The organism is Sutcliffiella deserti, from assembly GCF_020037475.1.
GTDB classification, from domain to species: Bacteria; Bacillota; Bacilli; order Bacillales; family Bacillaceae_I; genus Sutcliffiella_A; species Sutcliffiella_A deserti.
The window spans coordinates 1-14,647 of the sequence record NZ_JAIQDB010000019.1 but is presented as its reverse complement, the minus strand read 5'-3'; the positions used below and the strand labels follow the sequence as shown (position 1 = coordinate 14,647).

11 protein-coding genes and 2 pseudogenes are annotated in these 14,647 nt (G+C 39.5%); 3 read left to right on the top strand and 10 right to left on the bottom strand.

The window, feature by feature from the left end; translation table 11 throughout:
- From K9B36_RS16790 to pssA, 5 genes and pseudogenes are all read right to left on the bottom strand, one after another.
- Positions 1 to 386, bottom strand: a pseudogene (locus tag K9B36_RS16790) (HD family phosphohydrolase); the annotation flags it as partial.
- Between the two features lie 424 nt (positions 387 to 810).
- Positions 811 to 2,505 (bottom strand): acyl-CoA dehydrogenase family protein, encoded by a 1,695-nt coding sequence (locus K9B36_RS16785; RefSeq protein ID WP_223703624.1) that lies wholly within the window; start codon positions 2,503 to 2,505, stop codon positions 811 to 813.
- Positions 2,498 to 2,725, bottom strand: a complete 228-nt coding sequence (locus K9B36_RS16780; RefSeq protein WP_223703623.1) for a hypothetical protein — start codon at positions 2,723 to 2,725, stop codon at positions 2,498 to 2,500. Before K9B36_RS16780 ends, K9B36_RS16785 begins: the two co-directional genes overlap by 8 nt.
- Before the next feature lie 142 nt (positions 2,726 to 2,867).
- Positions 2,868 to 3,077: pseudogene (locus K9B36_RS16775) on the bottom strand (MerR family transcriptional regulator); the annotation flags it as partial.
- A gap of 320 nt (positions 3,078 to 3,397) precedes the next feature.
- Positions 3,398 to 4,105, bottom strand: coding sequence for a CDP-diacylglycerol--serine O-phosphatidyltransferase (gene pssA / locus K9B36_RS16770; RefSeq protein ID WP_223703621.1), 708 nt, complete (start codon positions 4,103 to 4,105; stop codon positions 3,398 to 3,400).
- 225 nt (positions 4,106 to 4,330) lie between these two features.
- Between pssA and rpsN the strand changes: the two genes are divergently transcribed.
- The 3 genes from rpsN to K9B36_RS16755 all read left to right on the top strand — a co-directional run bounded on the left by rpsN (position 4,331) and on the right by K9B36_RS16755 (position 5,698).
- Positions 4,331 to 4,600, top strand: a complete 270-nt coding sequence (gene rpsN / locus K9B36_RS16765) for a 30S ribosomal protein S14 (RefSeq protein WP_223703619.1) — start codon at positions 4,331 to 4,333, stop codon at positions 4,598 to 4,600.
- Between the two features lie 42 nt (positions 4,601 to 4,642).
- Positions 4,643 to 4,987 carry a hypothetical protein gene (locus K9B36_RS16760; protein ID WP_223703617.1) on the top strand — a complete coding sequence of 115 codons (345 nt, stop codon included), beginning with the start codon at positions 4,643 to 4,645 and terminating at the stop codon, positions 4,985 to 4,987.
- A gap of 297 nt (positions 4,988 to 5,284) precedes the next feature.
- Complete coding sequence (locus tag K9B36_RS16755) at positions 5,285 to 5,698, top strand: SET domain-containing protein (RefSeq protein WP_223703615.1); 414 nt, start codon at positions 5,285 to 5,287, stop codon at positions 5,696 to 5,698.
- Between the two features lie 86 nt (positions 5,699 to 5,784).
- Here the strand turns inward: K9B36_RS16755 and K9B36_RS16750 are convergent, their stop codons facing one another.
- The 5 genes from K9B36_RS16750 to K9B36_RS16730 all read right to left on the bottom strand — a co-directional run bounded on the left by K9B36_RS16750 (position 5,785) and on the right by K9B36_RS16730 (position 13,919).
- Positions 5,785 to 6,792 carry a Gfo/Idh/MocA family protein gene (locus K9B36_RS16750; protein WP_223703614.1) on the bottom strand — a complete coding sequence of 336 codons (1,008 nt, stop codon included), beginning with the start codon at positions 6,790 to 6,792 and terminating at the stop codon, positions 5,785 to 5,787.
- 266 nt (positions 6,793 to 7,058) lie between these two features.
- On the bottom strand, positions 7,059 to 7,703 hold the full coding sequence (locus tag K9B36_RS16745) for a hypothetical protein (RefSeq protein WP_223703612.1): 645 nt from the start codon (positions 7,701 to 7,703) through the stop codon (positions 7,059 to 7,061).
- A 309-nt stretch (positions 7,704 to 8,012) separates the two neighbouring features.
- Complete coding sequence (odhB, locus tag K9B36_RS16740; protein WP_223703610.1) at positions 8,013 to 9,293, bottom strand: 2-oxoglutarate dehydrogenase complex dihydrolipoyllysine-residue succinyltransferase; 1,281 nt, start codon at positions 9,291 to 9,293, stop codon at positions 8,013 to 8,015.
- Complete coding sequence (locus K9B36_RS16735) at positions 9,290 to 12,163, bottom strand: 2-oxoglutarate dehydrogenase E1 component (protein WP_223703608.1); 2,874 nt, start codon at positions 12,161 to 12,163, stop codon at positions 9,290 to 9,292. Before K9B36_RS16735 ends, odhB begins: the two co-directional genes overlap by 4 nt.
- 274 nt (positions 12,164 to 12,437) lie before the next feature.
- Complete coding sequence (locus K9B36_RS16730; RefSeq protein WP_223703606.1) at positions 12,438 to 13,919, bottom strand: glycine betaine uptake BCCT transporter; 1,482 nt, start codon at positions 13,917 to 13,919, stop codon at positions 12,438 to 12,440.
- Positions 13,920 to 14,647: the final 728 nt, after the last annotated feature.

The window sequence follows — 14,647 nt, the reverse complement described above, 5'->3', positions numbered from 1 at the left end:
AATATAAAGGCCAATGCTAATGAAATAAGATAATTAATAAATGAATCTTGGGCGATCGCTTTGATAATAGTATACATTTTTTCAGATAGACGGAAGGAAAAGAAAAAACCAACTATTACTAGATTGATAATATAATATCCAACTAATGCACCTAGATAAGAAGCTAAGTTATTCAAGTTAATTATGCCTGTTTCTCCCCCAAGAAAAACAAATATATAACTAGATCCAATAATCATGACCGAGTAAATAGCAAAATTAAAAGTATGTTTCCAGACATGAATTTTGCGTTCCAAAATAGCATATATAAAGCTACTGAAGAACAATAATGTAATCGCAGTTTCTACTCCGAAAATAAAAATTGTAGCAAGATAAATGGAAGAATCCATACATAAAGAATTACCTTTAGGAGGGAGTAGGATGGTATAGTGAATCAACAGTACAAGGGCACTGACCAATAAGAAAAAAAGTGGGGAGTTTATAGAAATAATTTTAAAAGGTGCTTCTATATGTAAGGCAAATATACTACACCCAAATAGGGTTATAGAAATTACATAGAGATTAAATTTATTTTGGAAAAAGGATATATTTTTCAAGTTATACCACTCTCATAATACTCTCTTAAAAAGGGATCCATACCCTTCTTAGCTTCTTTATTGTAAATTAAATCCCACCCTAAGGCAATAAGAGTTCTTATATCCCATTATATTCCGTTCTCGTTACCACCCATAATCCTAAAGCAAGCGGAGCACCTTCCATTCACTAAAAAAGCAGTCATCGCTGGCTGCTTTTTAGTAGTACAGTAGAATAGTATTAAACTGTGAATTCCTTCATCTCTGCTAACTCCCAATTGACAATGGCATCAAAATATTTAAGTGCTTTTTGTTCGCGGTCTATCCAAGTTATGGAACTCCATGTTTGCTCGATAAATAGTTCTGCTTTTGCCTGTTCTCGCGGGTCAGTGGAGGCTGCTCCTTCCAAAGCAACAATGCTTTCGAAGATTTTCACCATGAGGCTTGCGATTTTTTTTGAATGAAAGGTTTGTATGGCATGACTGCTTGGTTCCACATAGTCACACATTTCTGTTAAAGTGGTGAGTCCGGACGCTACTGGGTCTTTTAAGGATTGCTTTATGTGTAAATTTTCAAGTCTCGCCGTCATTTCTTCCGAAAAAATGCGATGAACTTTATATTTTTTCATTAAGCGCAAGACCTCTAAGCCTAAAATATTCGCTGTACCCTCCCATACTGTCAGGACCTGAGCATCCCGCAGCAGTCGCGGCGTTACAAAGTCCTCTATATAGCCGTTGCCGCCATGCATTTCAATGGCCTCATGGGAAAAGTGGACCGCTTGCTCGGCGGTTTCTTTTTTTAACAGAGCAATTAACAAACGGTTCAGGGGGGTTTCCTTTTCAGAAACAGAGTTTTCTTTTTTCATGACCCGATCAAATAGTTCAATTAACTCAAACATTGCACTCGTTTCCACTTCCTGTTTTACCGCTAAGTGGACTAATGTTTCACGAATCATCGGAAAGTTGATTAATCGGTCGCCGAACGTTTCTCGATTTTCAGCATACTCTTTGGCTTCTATATACGCTCGTCGCATAATACCGATGGAGGCGACTGCATTACAAACTCTCGATAAATTCAGCGCTTCCATCATGTAGTAAATACCTTTGGAGGCTTCACCAACCAAGTGTGCCTCGGCTCCTTCGAACACGACTTCGCCTGATGGGACTGCTTTAACACCAAGCTTATCCTTTAGCCTTCTTATTTGAATTCCATTTAACTTTCCATCACTTAATCTCCATGGAACGGCAAAAAGACTAAGTCCTTTTGTTCCACTTGGCGATCCTTCCATTCTGGCAAGTACCATCGCGACCCCACACTGCCCAGCATTGGAAGCAAAATACTTCTCTCCATATAACAAGTATTGGTCATCCTGTTTTACCGCTTTTGTATCATTTGCTCCAACATCGGAACCTCCTTGACGCTCGGTTAAAAAGGTGGCTCCTTCATATAACTCTACCTCCCCTGTCGAAAGAACATGAGGAAGAAATCTCTCTTTAACCTTCTCATCTGCATAATGCTCCAGCAAATAAGCAGTAGCCATCGATAAGGTTACAGGACAATAAAATCCCGGCTCTGTTTGGGATAAAAGATACCCTTGCGCATAGGAGTATACATAATTCCCACGCTGACCCAACTCTGGAATCTCTTTATGAACATAGCCAACGATTCCTCTTTTGTATGTTTCTTCTACTGTTTTTTTGTATCCTTCATTAACCCAGACTTCCGAAATGTCTTCACCCAGACGGTTGTATTTTATAAGCTTAGGCTGTCCTTCCCGATCAGTGTGAACAGCTCGCTCGTCGATTTCTGCTGCACAACTTGCTCCAAAGTCTGTTAGTTCCTTTTCCGCCCATTGATGAAACTGCGGATCTAGGTATTTGCGAAGGAGATTTTGCAAGTGTCTATCATTTGTGAAGAAATTTTCCTTTTTACTCATTCTTTTCAGCACTCCCTTTTGTGTTCAATCTTTTACTAAAATCAGCAAGCAGTTCTTGCATTTCTTCTTTTAGCTCTGTCAATTCCCTAATTCTGCTCTCTACTTCCTCCACTTTTTTAGTCCCAAAGTGAACCGTTCTTTCTAATTGCTTTTGACCGGTTCGATCTTTATTAAAGTCTGTTTTCGCATTGATTGTTGCTTTTACGTAATGTGGTACCACTCATTACAATCGTTGCTGTCGTGCTCTTTTCGTTTTAAATTAAGAAATCACTCTACATTTTGAGTAATTCGGACAGTAAAAAATCCAATTGCCGATTTTTTAAGGGCTTATAGCAACAATCTTTATGAGAAGAGCCTTATTAAAATAAAACTACCATCTCTTTTATTTCTTCTAGTTGAAATCCATACCGCTTTCCATGAACGATAAGTTTCAATCGTGCTTGTTCCCTTTTGGAATACACCCTCTGGTTTCCCTCTTTACGATCTGGCTTCAAAAGCCCTAACTCCTCGTAATACCGAATGGTGCGATGCGAAACCTTAAACTCCTGAGCCAGCTGAGAAATTGTAAACATACTTTCTTTTCCTCACCTCTACTGTTTGAATATTCCGATATCTTTATATTAGCATTAACATTAACGTTAAGTTCAAGTAAAAGAGAGAAAAAAGAAAAAAAAGAGGGCCTGGCCCCAAATGGAATTAATCTCCATTTAGGGCCAGGCCCCTACTTTAATTGTTGTTTTTTCGTAAGTTGGTACAACCCGTAACAATTGTTGATGCTTTTCCTGTAGATTGTGAAAAATCACTTTTAATTCCTGTGTGGATAGGACAGTAAAAAATCCAATTGCCGCTTTCTTACGGGCTTCCAGCAACAATCTTTAGGAAATGAGCCTTATTAATCAATATCTCTTTTGTTTTTCCCTTTAACGAAACGGTAGGCTAAATAGGCGATGTAAAGGGGAATCGCAATGAAGATTAGGTAAGGGTACTGATTGTACGTCCCCTGATAAATAATGAATAGTAAACAACCAAGAAAGATGGTTACAATTGTTCCGTATTTTGGTAGGGGAACATCCTTAAAGCTTGGTATTTTTATTCTGCTGATCATAAGGAAGCAGAGAGCAGTAAAGATTACTGTTGTTACAATCTGTGGTAAAGAATCACCGAATAAAGTAAGTAACGCTAGAATCCCTCCGGCTGCCGTGATTGGTACACCCGTAAAGTATTTTCCAGATGCTTTTGTAGGTATAATATTGAAACGCGCTAATCGATATGCTCCAAAAAGAGGGAATAATCCAGCAATAGCCATTCCGAGCAAACCGAACTGGTGAAAATAGGTGTAATAAACCAAAAAGGAAGCGGCCACACCAAATGTAACAACATCTGCAAGAGAATCAAGTTCTTTCCCAAGGTTGCTGTCCGCTTTTAGCATCCTTGCTAAACGACCATCCATACTATCGAGCATCATCCCAATTAGGATCAAGATGGCTGCATTACTTAATTCTCCTTGTGCTGCATACCCAATGGATAAGAATCCACAGAATAAATTACCCAATGTAAACATGTTAGGAATACTTTTAATAAAACGTGTATGTAATTGCATTTAAAATTATCACTCCATCAATTTCTTTTAATTGCTTATGTAGTCAAGCATACTCTATTTAAGCCATTTACCTACGCTTAGGTTCACCCTGATACAATTATAACATTCACAACTAAATGTTGGATATTATTTGTACGTACTTAACTTAATTGTTTGCATAAATACATTGTGTATGTTTTAATAAATCGTAATGATTACTATTTTCTAACTAAGGAGTGTTAATAAATGGCTAAAAAATCAAAAGTAGCTAAAGAGAAAAAACGTCAACAATTAGTAGAGAGATATGCAGATCTTCGCCGAGAGCTTATTGCAAAGGGAGATATTGAAGGGTTAAGGAAGCTTCCGAGGGACTCTTCACCTACTCGACTAAAAAATAGATGTGAAATAACCGGGCGTCCTCGAGGATACCTTCGTAAATTCAAAATGTCACGTATTGCATTTAGAGAATATGCACATAAAGGGCAAATTCCTGGAGTGAAAAAGGCCAGCTGGTAAAAAGCACTTTAACAAGTACAAATTAAAAGAGGGGAAAAAATAATGACTGAAATACGCAACCTCTACATTTTAAAAGCAATAGTAAGATCATTATCCTACGAAAAGCGCCATTTCTACGAATTTATAGAAGCTATCGAATTATCCTATGAAATTCAAGCAGAAAATGCTGAGGATTACTTTTCCCTTCTGACCATGAACCACCCTTATCGTGAGGCAGCTAACCATTTTCGGATGAGCGTGGAAGAAGCTAGAGCATTTATGCTGGAAGTTGAAGAAGAAATTAAAAGGGAACTGGACAGGACACTTCAGTCAATTCTATGGATTGAATTTCCTAAGGAAGCTAAGAAATCCTCTAGCCAGAAGAAAAGTTTTCTATTAATAGTCTAAAATTGGAGAAGGCTCCAATGCCCCGCGTCATAAAAAGCGTAGCCTTCTTTGAGAATTAACAGCGGTATATAACAAGAATTCAGTTAGGGAGAGCCTCTTTTTGGGGCTCTCCCTCTTTGATTTACTTGCTTTCTTCTCTTTAAAATGGCACCCTAGAAAAGATAGTAATTTTTATATAGCTCTTGTATGTAAGGTTTATCGCATTAAGTTCGTAAAAATCAGCAATTGGATTTTTTACTATCCTATCCACACAAATAAAAAGTAGTTAGATTAAAGAGAATAGTGAAGGTGATAACCATGATTGAAGTAAAACAATCCCAGATTAGTGAAGGGGAATTTAATAGAGGGGTATTTGCTACTCAAGATATTCCAAAAGGAGTAATGTTCCACGCGGCCCCTGTAATTTCTTATCTTAATGAAGAGCATGAGCACATTGAAAAGACCATTCTTGCCGATTATACGTTTGAATATGGAATTAACCATTCTGCCATCCTTCTAGGATACGGCATGCTATTTAACCACTCCTACGAGCCAAATGCCAGATACGAAATCAGCTTTGAAGAACACACCTTTAATTTCTTCGCATACAAGGACATCAAAGCTGGTGAAGAAATCTTCATCAACTACAACGGCGATGTCGACGAAATGGACCCACTATGGTTCAACAAAGAAGACGATGCAGAAGAAGAGGAAGATAAAAAGGAAAAATAAGTAATGGGGTCTGGCCCCTTTTTACAAAAAACACCAATTGGGGTCTGGCCCCAATTGGTGTTTTTTTCCACCCCCTCCCTCACTCTCTACCCCTTCACTAGTTCGTTTAATTCCACGCGTTGGCCTTTGTTGTGCGAGAGGCGGGCGGCTTGGTTGATTAGTGTAAGGTTGTATCCATCCTTGTGGGTAATACTTGGAAGTTGGCCTGTTAGAATTTCGTTCACCCACTGCTCCATTGGCATGGGGAGACTAGCGGGCAATTCAGACGGCTCGATCCAACCTTCACCGAGTTGATTGCTTTTCAAACGAATTTGTTTTTCTTCAATCATCAGTGTTCCCTCTGTTCCATATAGCTCCAATTGAAAAGGACTGCCGCTTGATACAAATCCTGTTTCCAGTACGCCTAGTGCACCTGATGCATATTCAACAATTGCAACTGCATTATCATCCACTTCGTAATCAAGTGTTCGATTAAGTCTTGCTGTAACAGCCATCGCTTCACCTGCCAGGCGGTTGGTGAGATAGATAGGGTGGGCACCCAAGTCGATGAAAGCACCTCCTCCACATTCCTCCATATTATAAAAATGCTCTGGCAGCCAACCGTGTGGCTTTTCTTTAGAGGCAACCGCCCCATTATGAGCTACTCTGCAACGAATGGTTGTTAATTTTCCTATGTATCCTTTGTCTATAACCGATTGAGCATATAAGTAATAGTCTGATGTTAAACGAGGCAAGGAGACCATCAATCTAACATCATTTTCTTTTACTGCTTTTAAAATAGAGTCAACATCCTCCACCGTTAACGCCAATACCTTTTCGGTAAAAATATGCTTTTTGTATGAGGCCGCTTTTGTTATCACCTCTCGATGCATCGTTGTAGGTGTATCCACGATAACCGCATCCACTTCGGGGTTAGAGAGTACTTTTTCCAAATCCTGCTCAAATACCACACCGAGTTCTTCTGCCCATTCTTGTCCTCTTATAGAATCCTCATCCCATACATGAGTAATACTGATTTGTTCGTTATCTTTAGCCTCAGCAGCATAATCCACTGCATGAACATGCCATTTACTTAATAGCGCTACTTTTATCATAAAAAGACCTCCTCTATATCCTTTGTAATTTAAGACCATTTTCGCATATATTATGCTTTAGCCTAGAGTTGTTACAATCCGTTACATTCGTTGCTGGCGTGCTCTTTTCTTTTGAAATTTGAAAAAGTTACTCTTAATTTCGGTTGAATAGAACAGTAAAAAATTCAACTGCCGATTTTTTACGGGCGTACAACAATAATTTGTAGGAAAAGAGCCTAATATAAAAGAGGTGCACAATAATAGCACCTCTTCTTAATTCAATATAATTACCCTTTAAGCTCCACTCTTATATCAAGATCCTCGCCAATCTTTTCACCATTCCCATCGCGGGGTGCTTCCATAATAATGCGAACCCATTCTACCTCTTCCGCCTTCGAGCTTTCTAAAACATAGAAAACAGAAGCTTGCTTTGTCTCTTCGCCTTCAAAATTACCTTCTGGTGGAACTCCTAGTTTAGGGTCCGGCGCGGTAATTTCTTCGCCTGTGCTTGTAATCACAGTGGCTTGGTATGCAGGAAAATCGATTGGATCTGCAGAAGTATTCTCCACTTGGATATCAACCTGAATATATTCAATTGCATCCACACCCACGTACTCCGCAAAGTCCCCGGCTAACACTCCACTTATAGCAGCAACTTGGTCAAACTCTATTGTAAGTGGACCCGATTCCTGGCCCTCCACTTGATCATTTCTTGAATGAAAAGTAAAATCTCCGCCCTCCGTTGAGATGGTCTCTCCAACAGGAGTAATCCAGTCCGGATCAGCTTGCTTACTTGTCCCACTATCTGTTGTATTGTTCTGTTCAGCAGGCTTCTTTTCTGTTGTATCCGGTGCGCTGTTGTTGTCCTCTGTACAGGCTGTCATCATGAGAGCCAAAATAGCAGTCATGGAAAATGTGAGTAATTTCTTCATCTTTTGTTCCCCCTTGATTGTATCTATAAAACTCTTTTTATAATGGATAGCTTACATAAAGCAACAATCTATGTGAAAACAACCATCTTAAAGATGATTATACTTCATATTTTCACCAAATTGCTAGTATTCCGACAATTTTCTTCTCATTTCCATTTTTGAAGTGTACCTAAAGCAAGATCGCCCAAACGATAAACCTCTTGTGCATCTTGTTCAAGATTTTCACTTTCCATTCATTTTCAGCTTACCTAAAATCCGACACCACTCTACATTAAAAAAGCCACAGCATTTAAGCTATGGCATTTTTTATTATCCTTCTAACAATAGGTCTTCGGGATCTTCTAAAAGTTGTTTAACTTTTACCAAGAATTGAACTGCATCTTTCCCATCGATAATTCGGTGATCATAAGAAAGAGCTAAGTACATCATCGGTCTAACTTCCACTGTGTCCTTATCATCTACCACAACTGGACGTCTTTGGATCGTATGCATCCCTAGGATTCCAACCTGTGGAGAATTTAATATTGGAGTGGAGTAAAGAGAGCCAAAGATACCACCATTAGTAATGGTAAAAGTTCCACCTTGAAGGTCGTTTAAGGAAAGCTTATTGGTTCTCGCTTTTTCTGAAAGCGCCCCGATTTCTTTTTCAATTCCCGCAAAACTTAGTCCGTCTGCATTACGAACTACTGGGACCACTAGTCCATCATCCGTAGAAACTGCTACACCGATGTCATAGAACTTTTTCAGTAGGATTTCATCGCCCTGAATTTCCGCATTTACATATGGGAATGACTTTAATGCCCCAATAACTGCTTTGGTGAAAAAGGACATAAATCCAAGCTTTACACCATTCTTTTTGAAAAAGGCATCTTTCCGGCGATTACGAACATCCATGACAGCTGACATATCTACTTCATTGAATGTGGTAAGCATCGCTGCGTTGTGCTGCGCTTCAACTAGTCGTTTGGCAATAGTTTGACGACGTCTGGACATTTTAATTCTTTCGATTCTATCATCTTGTGGCGCAGCCTTTGCTTTTGCCGGTTCTTTCACTTCAGAAGCTGGCTGACTTTTCTTACTCTCAAGTGCTTGTTTATGCGCTTCGACACCTTCTACTCGTACGCGGCCCATTGGATCGCGATAGGCAACGTCATTTAGATCTATCCCTAATTCGCGCGCTTTTTTACGAGCAGCTGGAGATGCTACTGTATTTCGTGATGTTGATTTCATTTCTGTATTAGAAGAGCTAGGTGTAAGCTCAGCTTGTTTAGGCTCTGCACTCTTTTCCTGTTGCGGCACTTTCGCTTCTTCCGCTTGACTAGCTTCTGGAGCAGATGCTGCCTCTGATTCTTCGCCTGCTTCTGCTAGTTTAGCAATTACTTGACCGACTTCAACGTTATCTCCTGGCTGAAAAAGGAATTCTTTAATTACACCGCTATAGTCACTTTTTATCTCAACATTAACTTTATCGGTTTCCAGCTCAGCGATCGTTTCCCCTACTTCAATCGATTCGCCTTCTTTTTTTGTCCATTCCGCGATCGTTCCTTCTGTAATAGATTCCGCCAATTCAGGTACTTTAACTTCGATCATTTCATATCTCCTCCATGCCCTTTACTTACATTTAATGCATCATCGACAATACCAGCTTGCTCTTGTTTATGAATATGCGGTTCCCCTGTTGATGGGCTGGAGCGTTTTGGACGCCCAATATACTCAACTTCCAGCGCTTTTAATGCGATATCATGTAGCTCCGCCTTAACAACAGGCCATGCTCCCATATTTTTCGGTTCTTCTTGTACCCACACCATCTCTTTAAGATTTGGAAATCTTGCTACGAGTTCCTCTACTTCCTTTTTAGGGAATGGGTAAAGCTGTTCTACTCTTGCAATGTGCAGATTTTCCACTTCTTCGCTTGGCATCTCACCCAATTTAGTTGCAAGATCAATGGAAACTTTACCTGTACACAAGATAAGACGTGTTACTTTTGACACTTCCTTGCCTGTTCCCTCTTGTTCTACAAGCAGGTTGAATTTACCGTCTGTCAATTCAGCGCTTGGCGAAACCGTCATGGAATTACGAAGCAGGCTTTTTGGCGTCATAACAATCAATGGTCTTGCATCCTCTGTTGAAGTAAGAAGAGCTTGTCTTCGTAAAAGATGGAAATATTGAGCAGCACTTGTAACATTTGCGACAATCCAGTTATTCTCTGCTGCTGAATTCAGGAATCGCTCGACTCTTCCACTTGAATGCTCTGGACCTTGTCCTTCATAACCATGTGGAAGCAACATAACAAGGCTGGATTTTTGACCCCATTTTGCTCGGCCTGCTGCGATAAATTGATCAATGATTACTTGTGCAACATTGACGAAATCACCGAATTGCGCTTCCCAAATGACAAGAGACTCGGGTGATTGCACACTATATCCATAATCAAACCCAAGAACAGCGGTCTCAGATAATGGACTATTATATAGCGAAAATGATGCTTTTGCCTCAGGAATCTGATGTAAGGCAACATACCTTTCGCTTGTTTTATTATCATGTAAAACTAGGTGACGATGAGCAAATGTGCCTCGCTCACTATCCTGTCCTGTTAGGCGGATTGGAGTTCCATCGGCTAATATGGTGGCAAAAGCAAGAGTTTCTGCTAACGACCAATCAACCTTGCCTTCTTTAGCTAACAAGCTTTCTCTTTTCTTTAAAATTCGTCCTAATTTCGGATAAACATTAAAGTTGGCAGGCCATTTTAATAGATTGCCATTAATAGAATGCAACAGTTCTTCAGGCACTGCTGTATCCATTTCAGGAACCTGCTCAATGATTTTAGCTGTTACCTGTTTCACCACTTGCTCTTTGTTTTCATTTTCCTTTAACTTATCAAACATACCTTGAAATTTATTCATCATCTCTGTCTTTTTCGTCGTTACGTCTTCTTCCGTTACGATACCTCGAGAGATTAATTCTTTTGCATATTTTTCTTCAATTGTCGGGTGGTTATTTATTTTTTCATAAAGATAAGGTTGTGTCATACTTGGGTCGTCCATTTCATTATGACCGAAACGACGGTACCCAACTAAGTCAATAACAATATCCTTCTTGAATTTATTGCGATACTGGTAAGCAAAATACATCACAGCAAGACAACTTTCTGGATCATCTGCATTAACATGAATGATTGGTATTTCATATCCTTTTGCTAAATCGCTCGCATATTTAGTGGAGCGGGAATCCCCATAGTTCGTTGTAAAACCAAGAAGATTATTGGCAATAATATGAATGGTCCCGCCTGTCGCATACCCTTTTAATTTTGTTAGGTTCAAGGTTTCCGCAACAACCCCTTCTCCAGGAAATGCAGCATCTCCGTGGATCAGCACACTAAAGGAAGATTGCTTGTCCTGCTTTGGATATCCTTTAGCTGTACGATCTTCCTGAGCAGCTCGAGCAACCCCTTGTACTACCGGGTTAACGAACTCCAAGTGACTTGGGTTATGGGCAAGATTGATTCGAATAACCTGCTCTTTATCACCCTTGATTTTTCGGTTCGCACCAAGATGATACTTTACGTCCCCTGACCAGCCAAAGTTGATGCCACGTGACCCTTCAGAAGGTACAAGCTCCTTGTTAGGGGAATGGTGGAATTCAGAAAAAATCAATTCATATGGTTTCCCTAGCACGTGAGCTAAAACATTCAAACGTCCACGATGAGCCATACCAATACTAATATTTTCTGTCCCGTCTTCACAACCGGACTGTACAAGCTGATCGAGCATTGGAACTAAAGCATCCAATCCCTCGATAGAAAAACGTTTTTGCCCAACAAAGGTTTTGTGCAAAAACTTCTCAAACCCGTCCACATGCATTAAACGTTCATACAATTCAATACGTTGTTCTTTTGTAACTTGTCTTTGAATGCGAGTATTTTCTATATAGTTGTTAAGCCAATTTTGTTCTTCCTCATCATGAATATGACCAAATTCATAAGCAATTGTACTTGTGTAAATACGTTTCAAATGTTCATAAGCTTCCCATCCATTTGAAATCGCATCAGGTGCACCTTCCCAAACCAAATCTACTGGAATTTGCAACAGATCCTCTTTACTTAGACCATATGTTTCGATATTCAAAAATCCATCATTATCTTGCTGTTCATACTGAATCGGACTTATATTTGCAGCCAAATGGCCTAATGTTCGGATATTTCTTAAAAGTTTGGTTGCTGAAATAACCTTTTTAATGGCCGTTTGTGGAACGGCACTTGTAGTAGATTGGTCCTTGCCTTGACTTTGTAATGATTGCCCTTGTTCTGGTCCCGGTGGAGGGCCCATTTCTTCAAAGAGCGTTCGAATGGTTTGATCCACGGAATCTGGGTCTTGCTGGTACTTTTCATAAACTTCATAAATATAGCCCATATTTGGACCATAAAAGCGTTCCCAAACATGTTCACGTTCTTGATTACTCATTCAATATGCCTCCATTACTTTTGCCTCAATCACTAGCTGATATATCAGAATAATAACTATATATTTACTATATTACATCATAACTGCAACTTATTAAACCGTTTACATTCCATTACCCGAAAAAAAATATTTTAACAGAGATACGGGGGAGTTTTTTGTTGTATACTGACCTGATTTTATCGAATTCCCCATGCAAGATCCATTATCGAATGATTTAAAAAAACCCAATTCTTAAAAGAATCGGGTTGAATATTATTTTAAATATGTATCTTCATTATTTTCTATTTTGTATTTTCCATTCTTTATCGAGTTCCTTTAGCAACCCATAACACATAACAAGAACTATTAATGTTAATGGCAAAGCACTAACAATAATGGCAGTTTGCAGACCGGATAAACCACCGGAAGCCATTAGAACCAAGGTTGCCGCTACTAGAATAATCCCCCAAACTACTTTAACTTTGTTTGGTGGGTTTAATTCGCCTCCTGTTGTCAGCATTCCGAGCACAAAGGTTGCTGAATCAGCAGAAGTTACAAAAAAGGTCGTGATTAAAGCCACGGTTAGAACGGATAATAACGCCCCAAATGGAAGTTGCTGATAGACATAGAATAGTGCTGTTTCAAGGCTTTGACCAGATACATTCAAACCTTGGGTAACTTCTAGGTAGATACCTGTTCCACCGAAAATCGTGAACCATAAAGCACACACAATGGTGGGTACAAGTAACACAGCGATCGTAAATTCTCGAATGGTGCGACCTTTGGATACACGAGCGATAAACATTCCAACAAACGGAGTCCAAGAAATCCACCATGCCCAATAGAATATTGTCCAGCCCTGAGTCCAAGAAGCTTCATTAACATCAAATGGAGCAAGTCGTAAACCCATCAGGAAAAAGTTTTGAACATAACTTCCTAAAGTGGAGGTGAACATATTCAACAGGAATAAAGTCGGTCCAAGAATTAGCATCACCACAAACAAGAGCACGGCAATTGACATATTGATATTACTTAAATATTTGATTCCTTTTGATATTCCCGTAGTGGCAGAGATAATGAACAGTACGGTTATTACTGCCATTATTAAAAATTGAATGAAAAAGTTATTTGGAATTCCGATCAGGTACTCAAGACCTGCATTAATTTGCTGGGAACCTAATCCCAAGGAGGCGGCTACTCCGAACAATGTCGCAAAGACTGCAACCACGTCCACCGTTTTGCCAATAGGTCCATTTACCCTCTCCCCAAGTACAGGATATAGCGTCGCACTCATTAATCCTGGGGCATTATTTTTAAATTTCTGGTAACCGAGAGCTAAGGCTACCATTGCATAAATGGCCCAGGCATGGAGTCCCCAATGAAGCCAAGTAAAGCGCATCCCGAGAATAGCGGATTGAGCGGTACCTCCTTCGCCAAAAGGCGGTGAGGAAAAATGAGAAATAGGTTCGGATACTCCGTAAAATAAAAGACCAATCCCCATTCCTGCAGAAAATAACATGGCAAACCATGTAGGACGATTGAATTCTGGTTTGGAATCTTTCTTACCAAGTTTGATTTTTCCATATTTACTGAAGATCATAAATGCGGCGAATAAGAGGAAAAACGTAGCAACTAGCTGATAAAACCACCCGAACGTTTCTAATACAAAGCTTTGAGCTTCCGTCATTGCTGCTCCAAGCTGGTCTGGAATTAATACACCTATAAGAACAAAAACAACTGCAATTCCTACTGAGATTTTAAAAACCGACCTGTCCATAACGCATCAACTTCCTTTATCTAAATAATTTTTTGACATGCTTTTTAATTAAAACACAACTATATAGATATGAAAAAGAGGATATGAGCTGATATTATGTTATATCCACTTGTATTAGGAAGTTTGAAGTTATTTGCCTTTCTAATTGCTAGTAATACTTTTGTATGATAAAGGATACTCCCGTTTACTTCCTATGTAGGCTATCATCACCTTAATTTTGTTAAATTATGTGAGGGTTGGCATGTTAATTTTAAAGTTCCATTATATTGCTCATTAAAGTTTTCACTTGTAATTTTAGAGTATCATTTTAACTCCCTGTTTCTTTCCGTTGCAGGTGATCGCTTTCCGCGGGGCGANATTTTAAAGTTCCATTATATTGCTCATTAAAGTTTTCACTTGTAATTTTAGAGTATCATTTTAACTCCCTGTTTCTTTCCGTTGCAGGTGATCGCTTTCCGCGGGGCGATGCAGGAGCCTCCTCGGCTGCGCCTGTGGGGTCTCCTGTCTACCGCTACCTCCCGCTGGAGTCGATCTCCTTCCACTTCAATACACAGGGGGAAGCTCTTTATATGTTAGGACCTTCTCTAAAGAGAATCCCTTAAATAGAAAGGTATTCCTTTTCCACCCATAGATTTCTGTTCTATATAAGAAACATCCAATTCTAAATACTTCAGCTGTGGATTGGAGCGAAAGGCGGAGACTCCTGCGGGAGGTAGTGCTTTGGGAAG

Coding starts and splice junctions, on each gene's coding strand:
- K9B36_RS16785 (WP_223703624.1), bottom strand. CDS start 2,505: ATGAGTAAAAAGGAAAATTTCTTCACAAATGATAGACACTTGCAAAAT.
- K9B36_RS16730 (WP_223703606.1), bottom strand. CDS start 13,919: ATGGACAGGTCGGTTTTTAAAATCTCAGTAGGAATTGCAGTTGTTTTT.
- K9B36_RS16745 (WP_223703612.1), bottom strand. CDS start 7,703: ATGAAGAAATTACTCACATTTTCCATGACTGCTATTTTGGCTCTCATG.
- K9B36_RS16750 (WP_223703614.1), bottom strand. CDS start 6,792: ATGATAAAAGTAGCGCTATTAAGTAAATGGCATGTTCATGCAGTGGAT.
- K9B36_RS16755 (WP_223703615.1), top strand. CDS start 5,285: ATGATTGAAGTAAAACAATCCCAGATTAGTGAAGGGGAATTTAATAGA.
- K9B36_RS16760 (WP_223703617.1), top strand. CDS start 4,643: ATGACTGAAATACGCAACCTCTACATTTTAAAAGCAATAGTAAGATCA.
- pssA (WP_223703621.1), bottom strand. CDS start 4,105: ATGCAATTACATACACGTTTTATTAAAAGTATTCCTAACATGTTTACA.
- K9B36_RS16735 (WP_223703608.1), bottom strand. CDS start 12,163: ATGAGTAATCAAGAACGTGAACATGTTTGGGAACGCTTTTATGGTCCA.
- odhB (WP_223703610.1), bottom strand. CDS start 9,293: ATGATCGAAGTTAAAGTACCTGAATTGGCGGAATCTATTACAGAAGGA.
- rpsN (WP_223703619.1), top strand. CDS start 4,331: ATGGCTAAAAAATCAAAAGTAGCTAAAGAGAAAAAACGTCAACAATTA.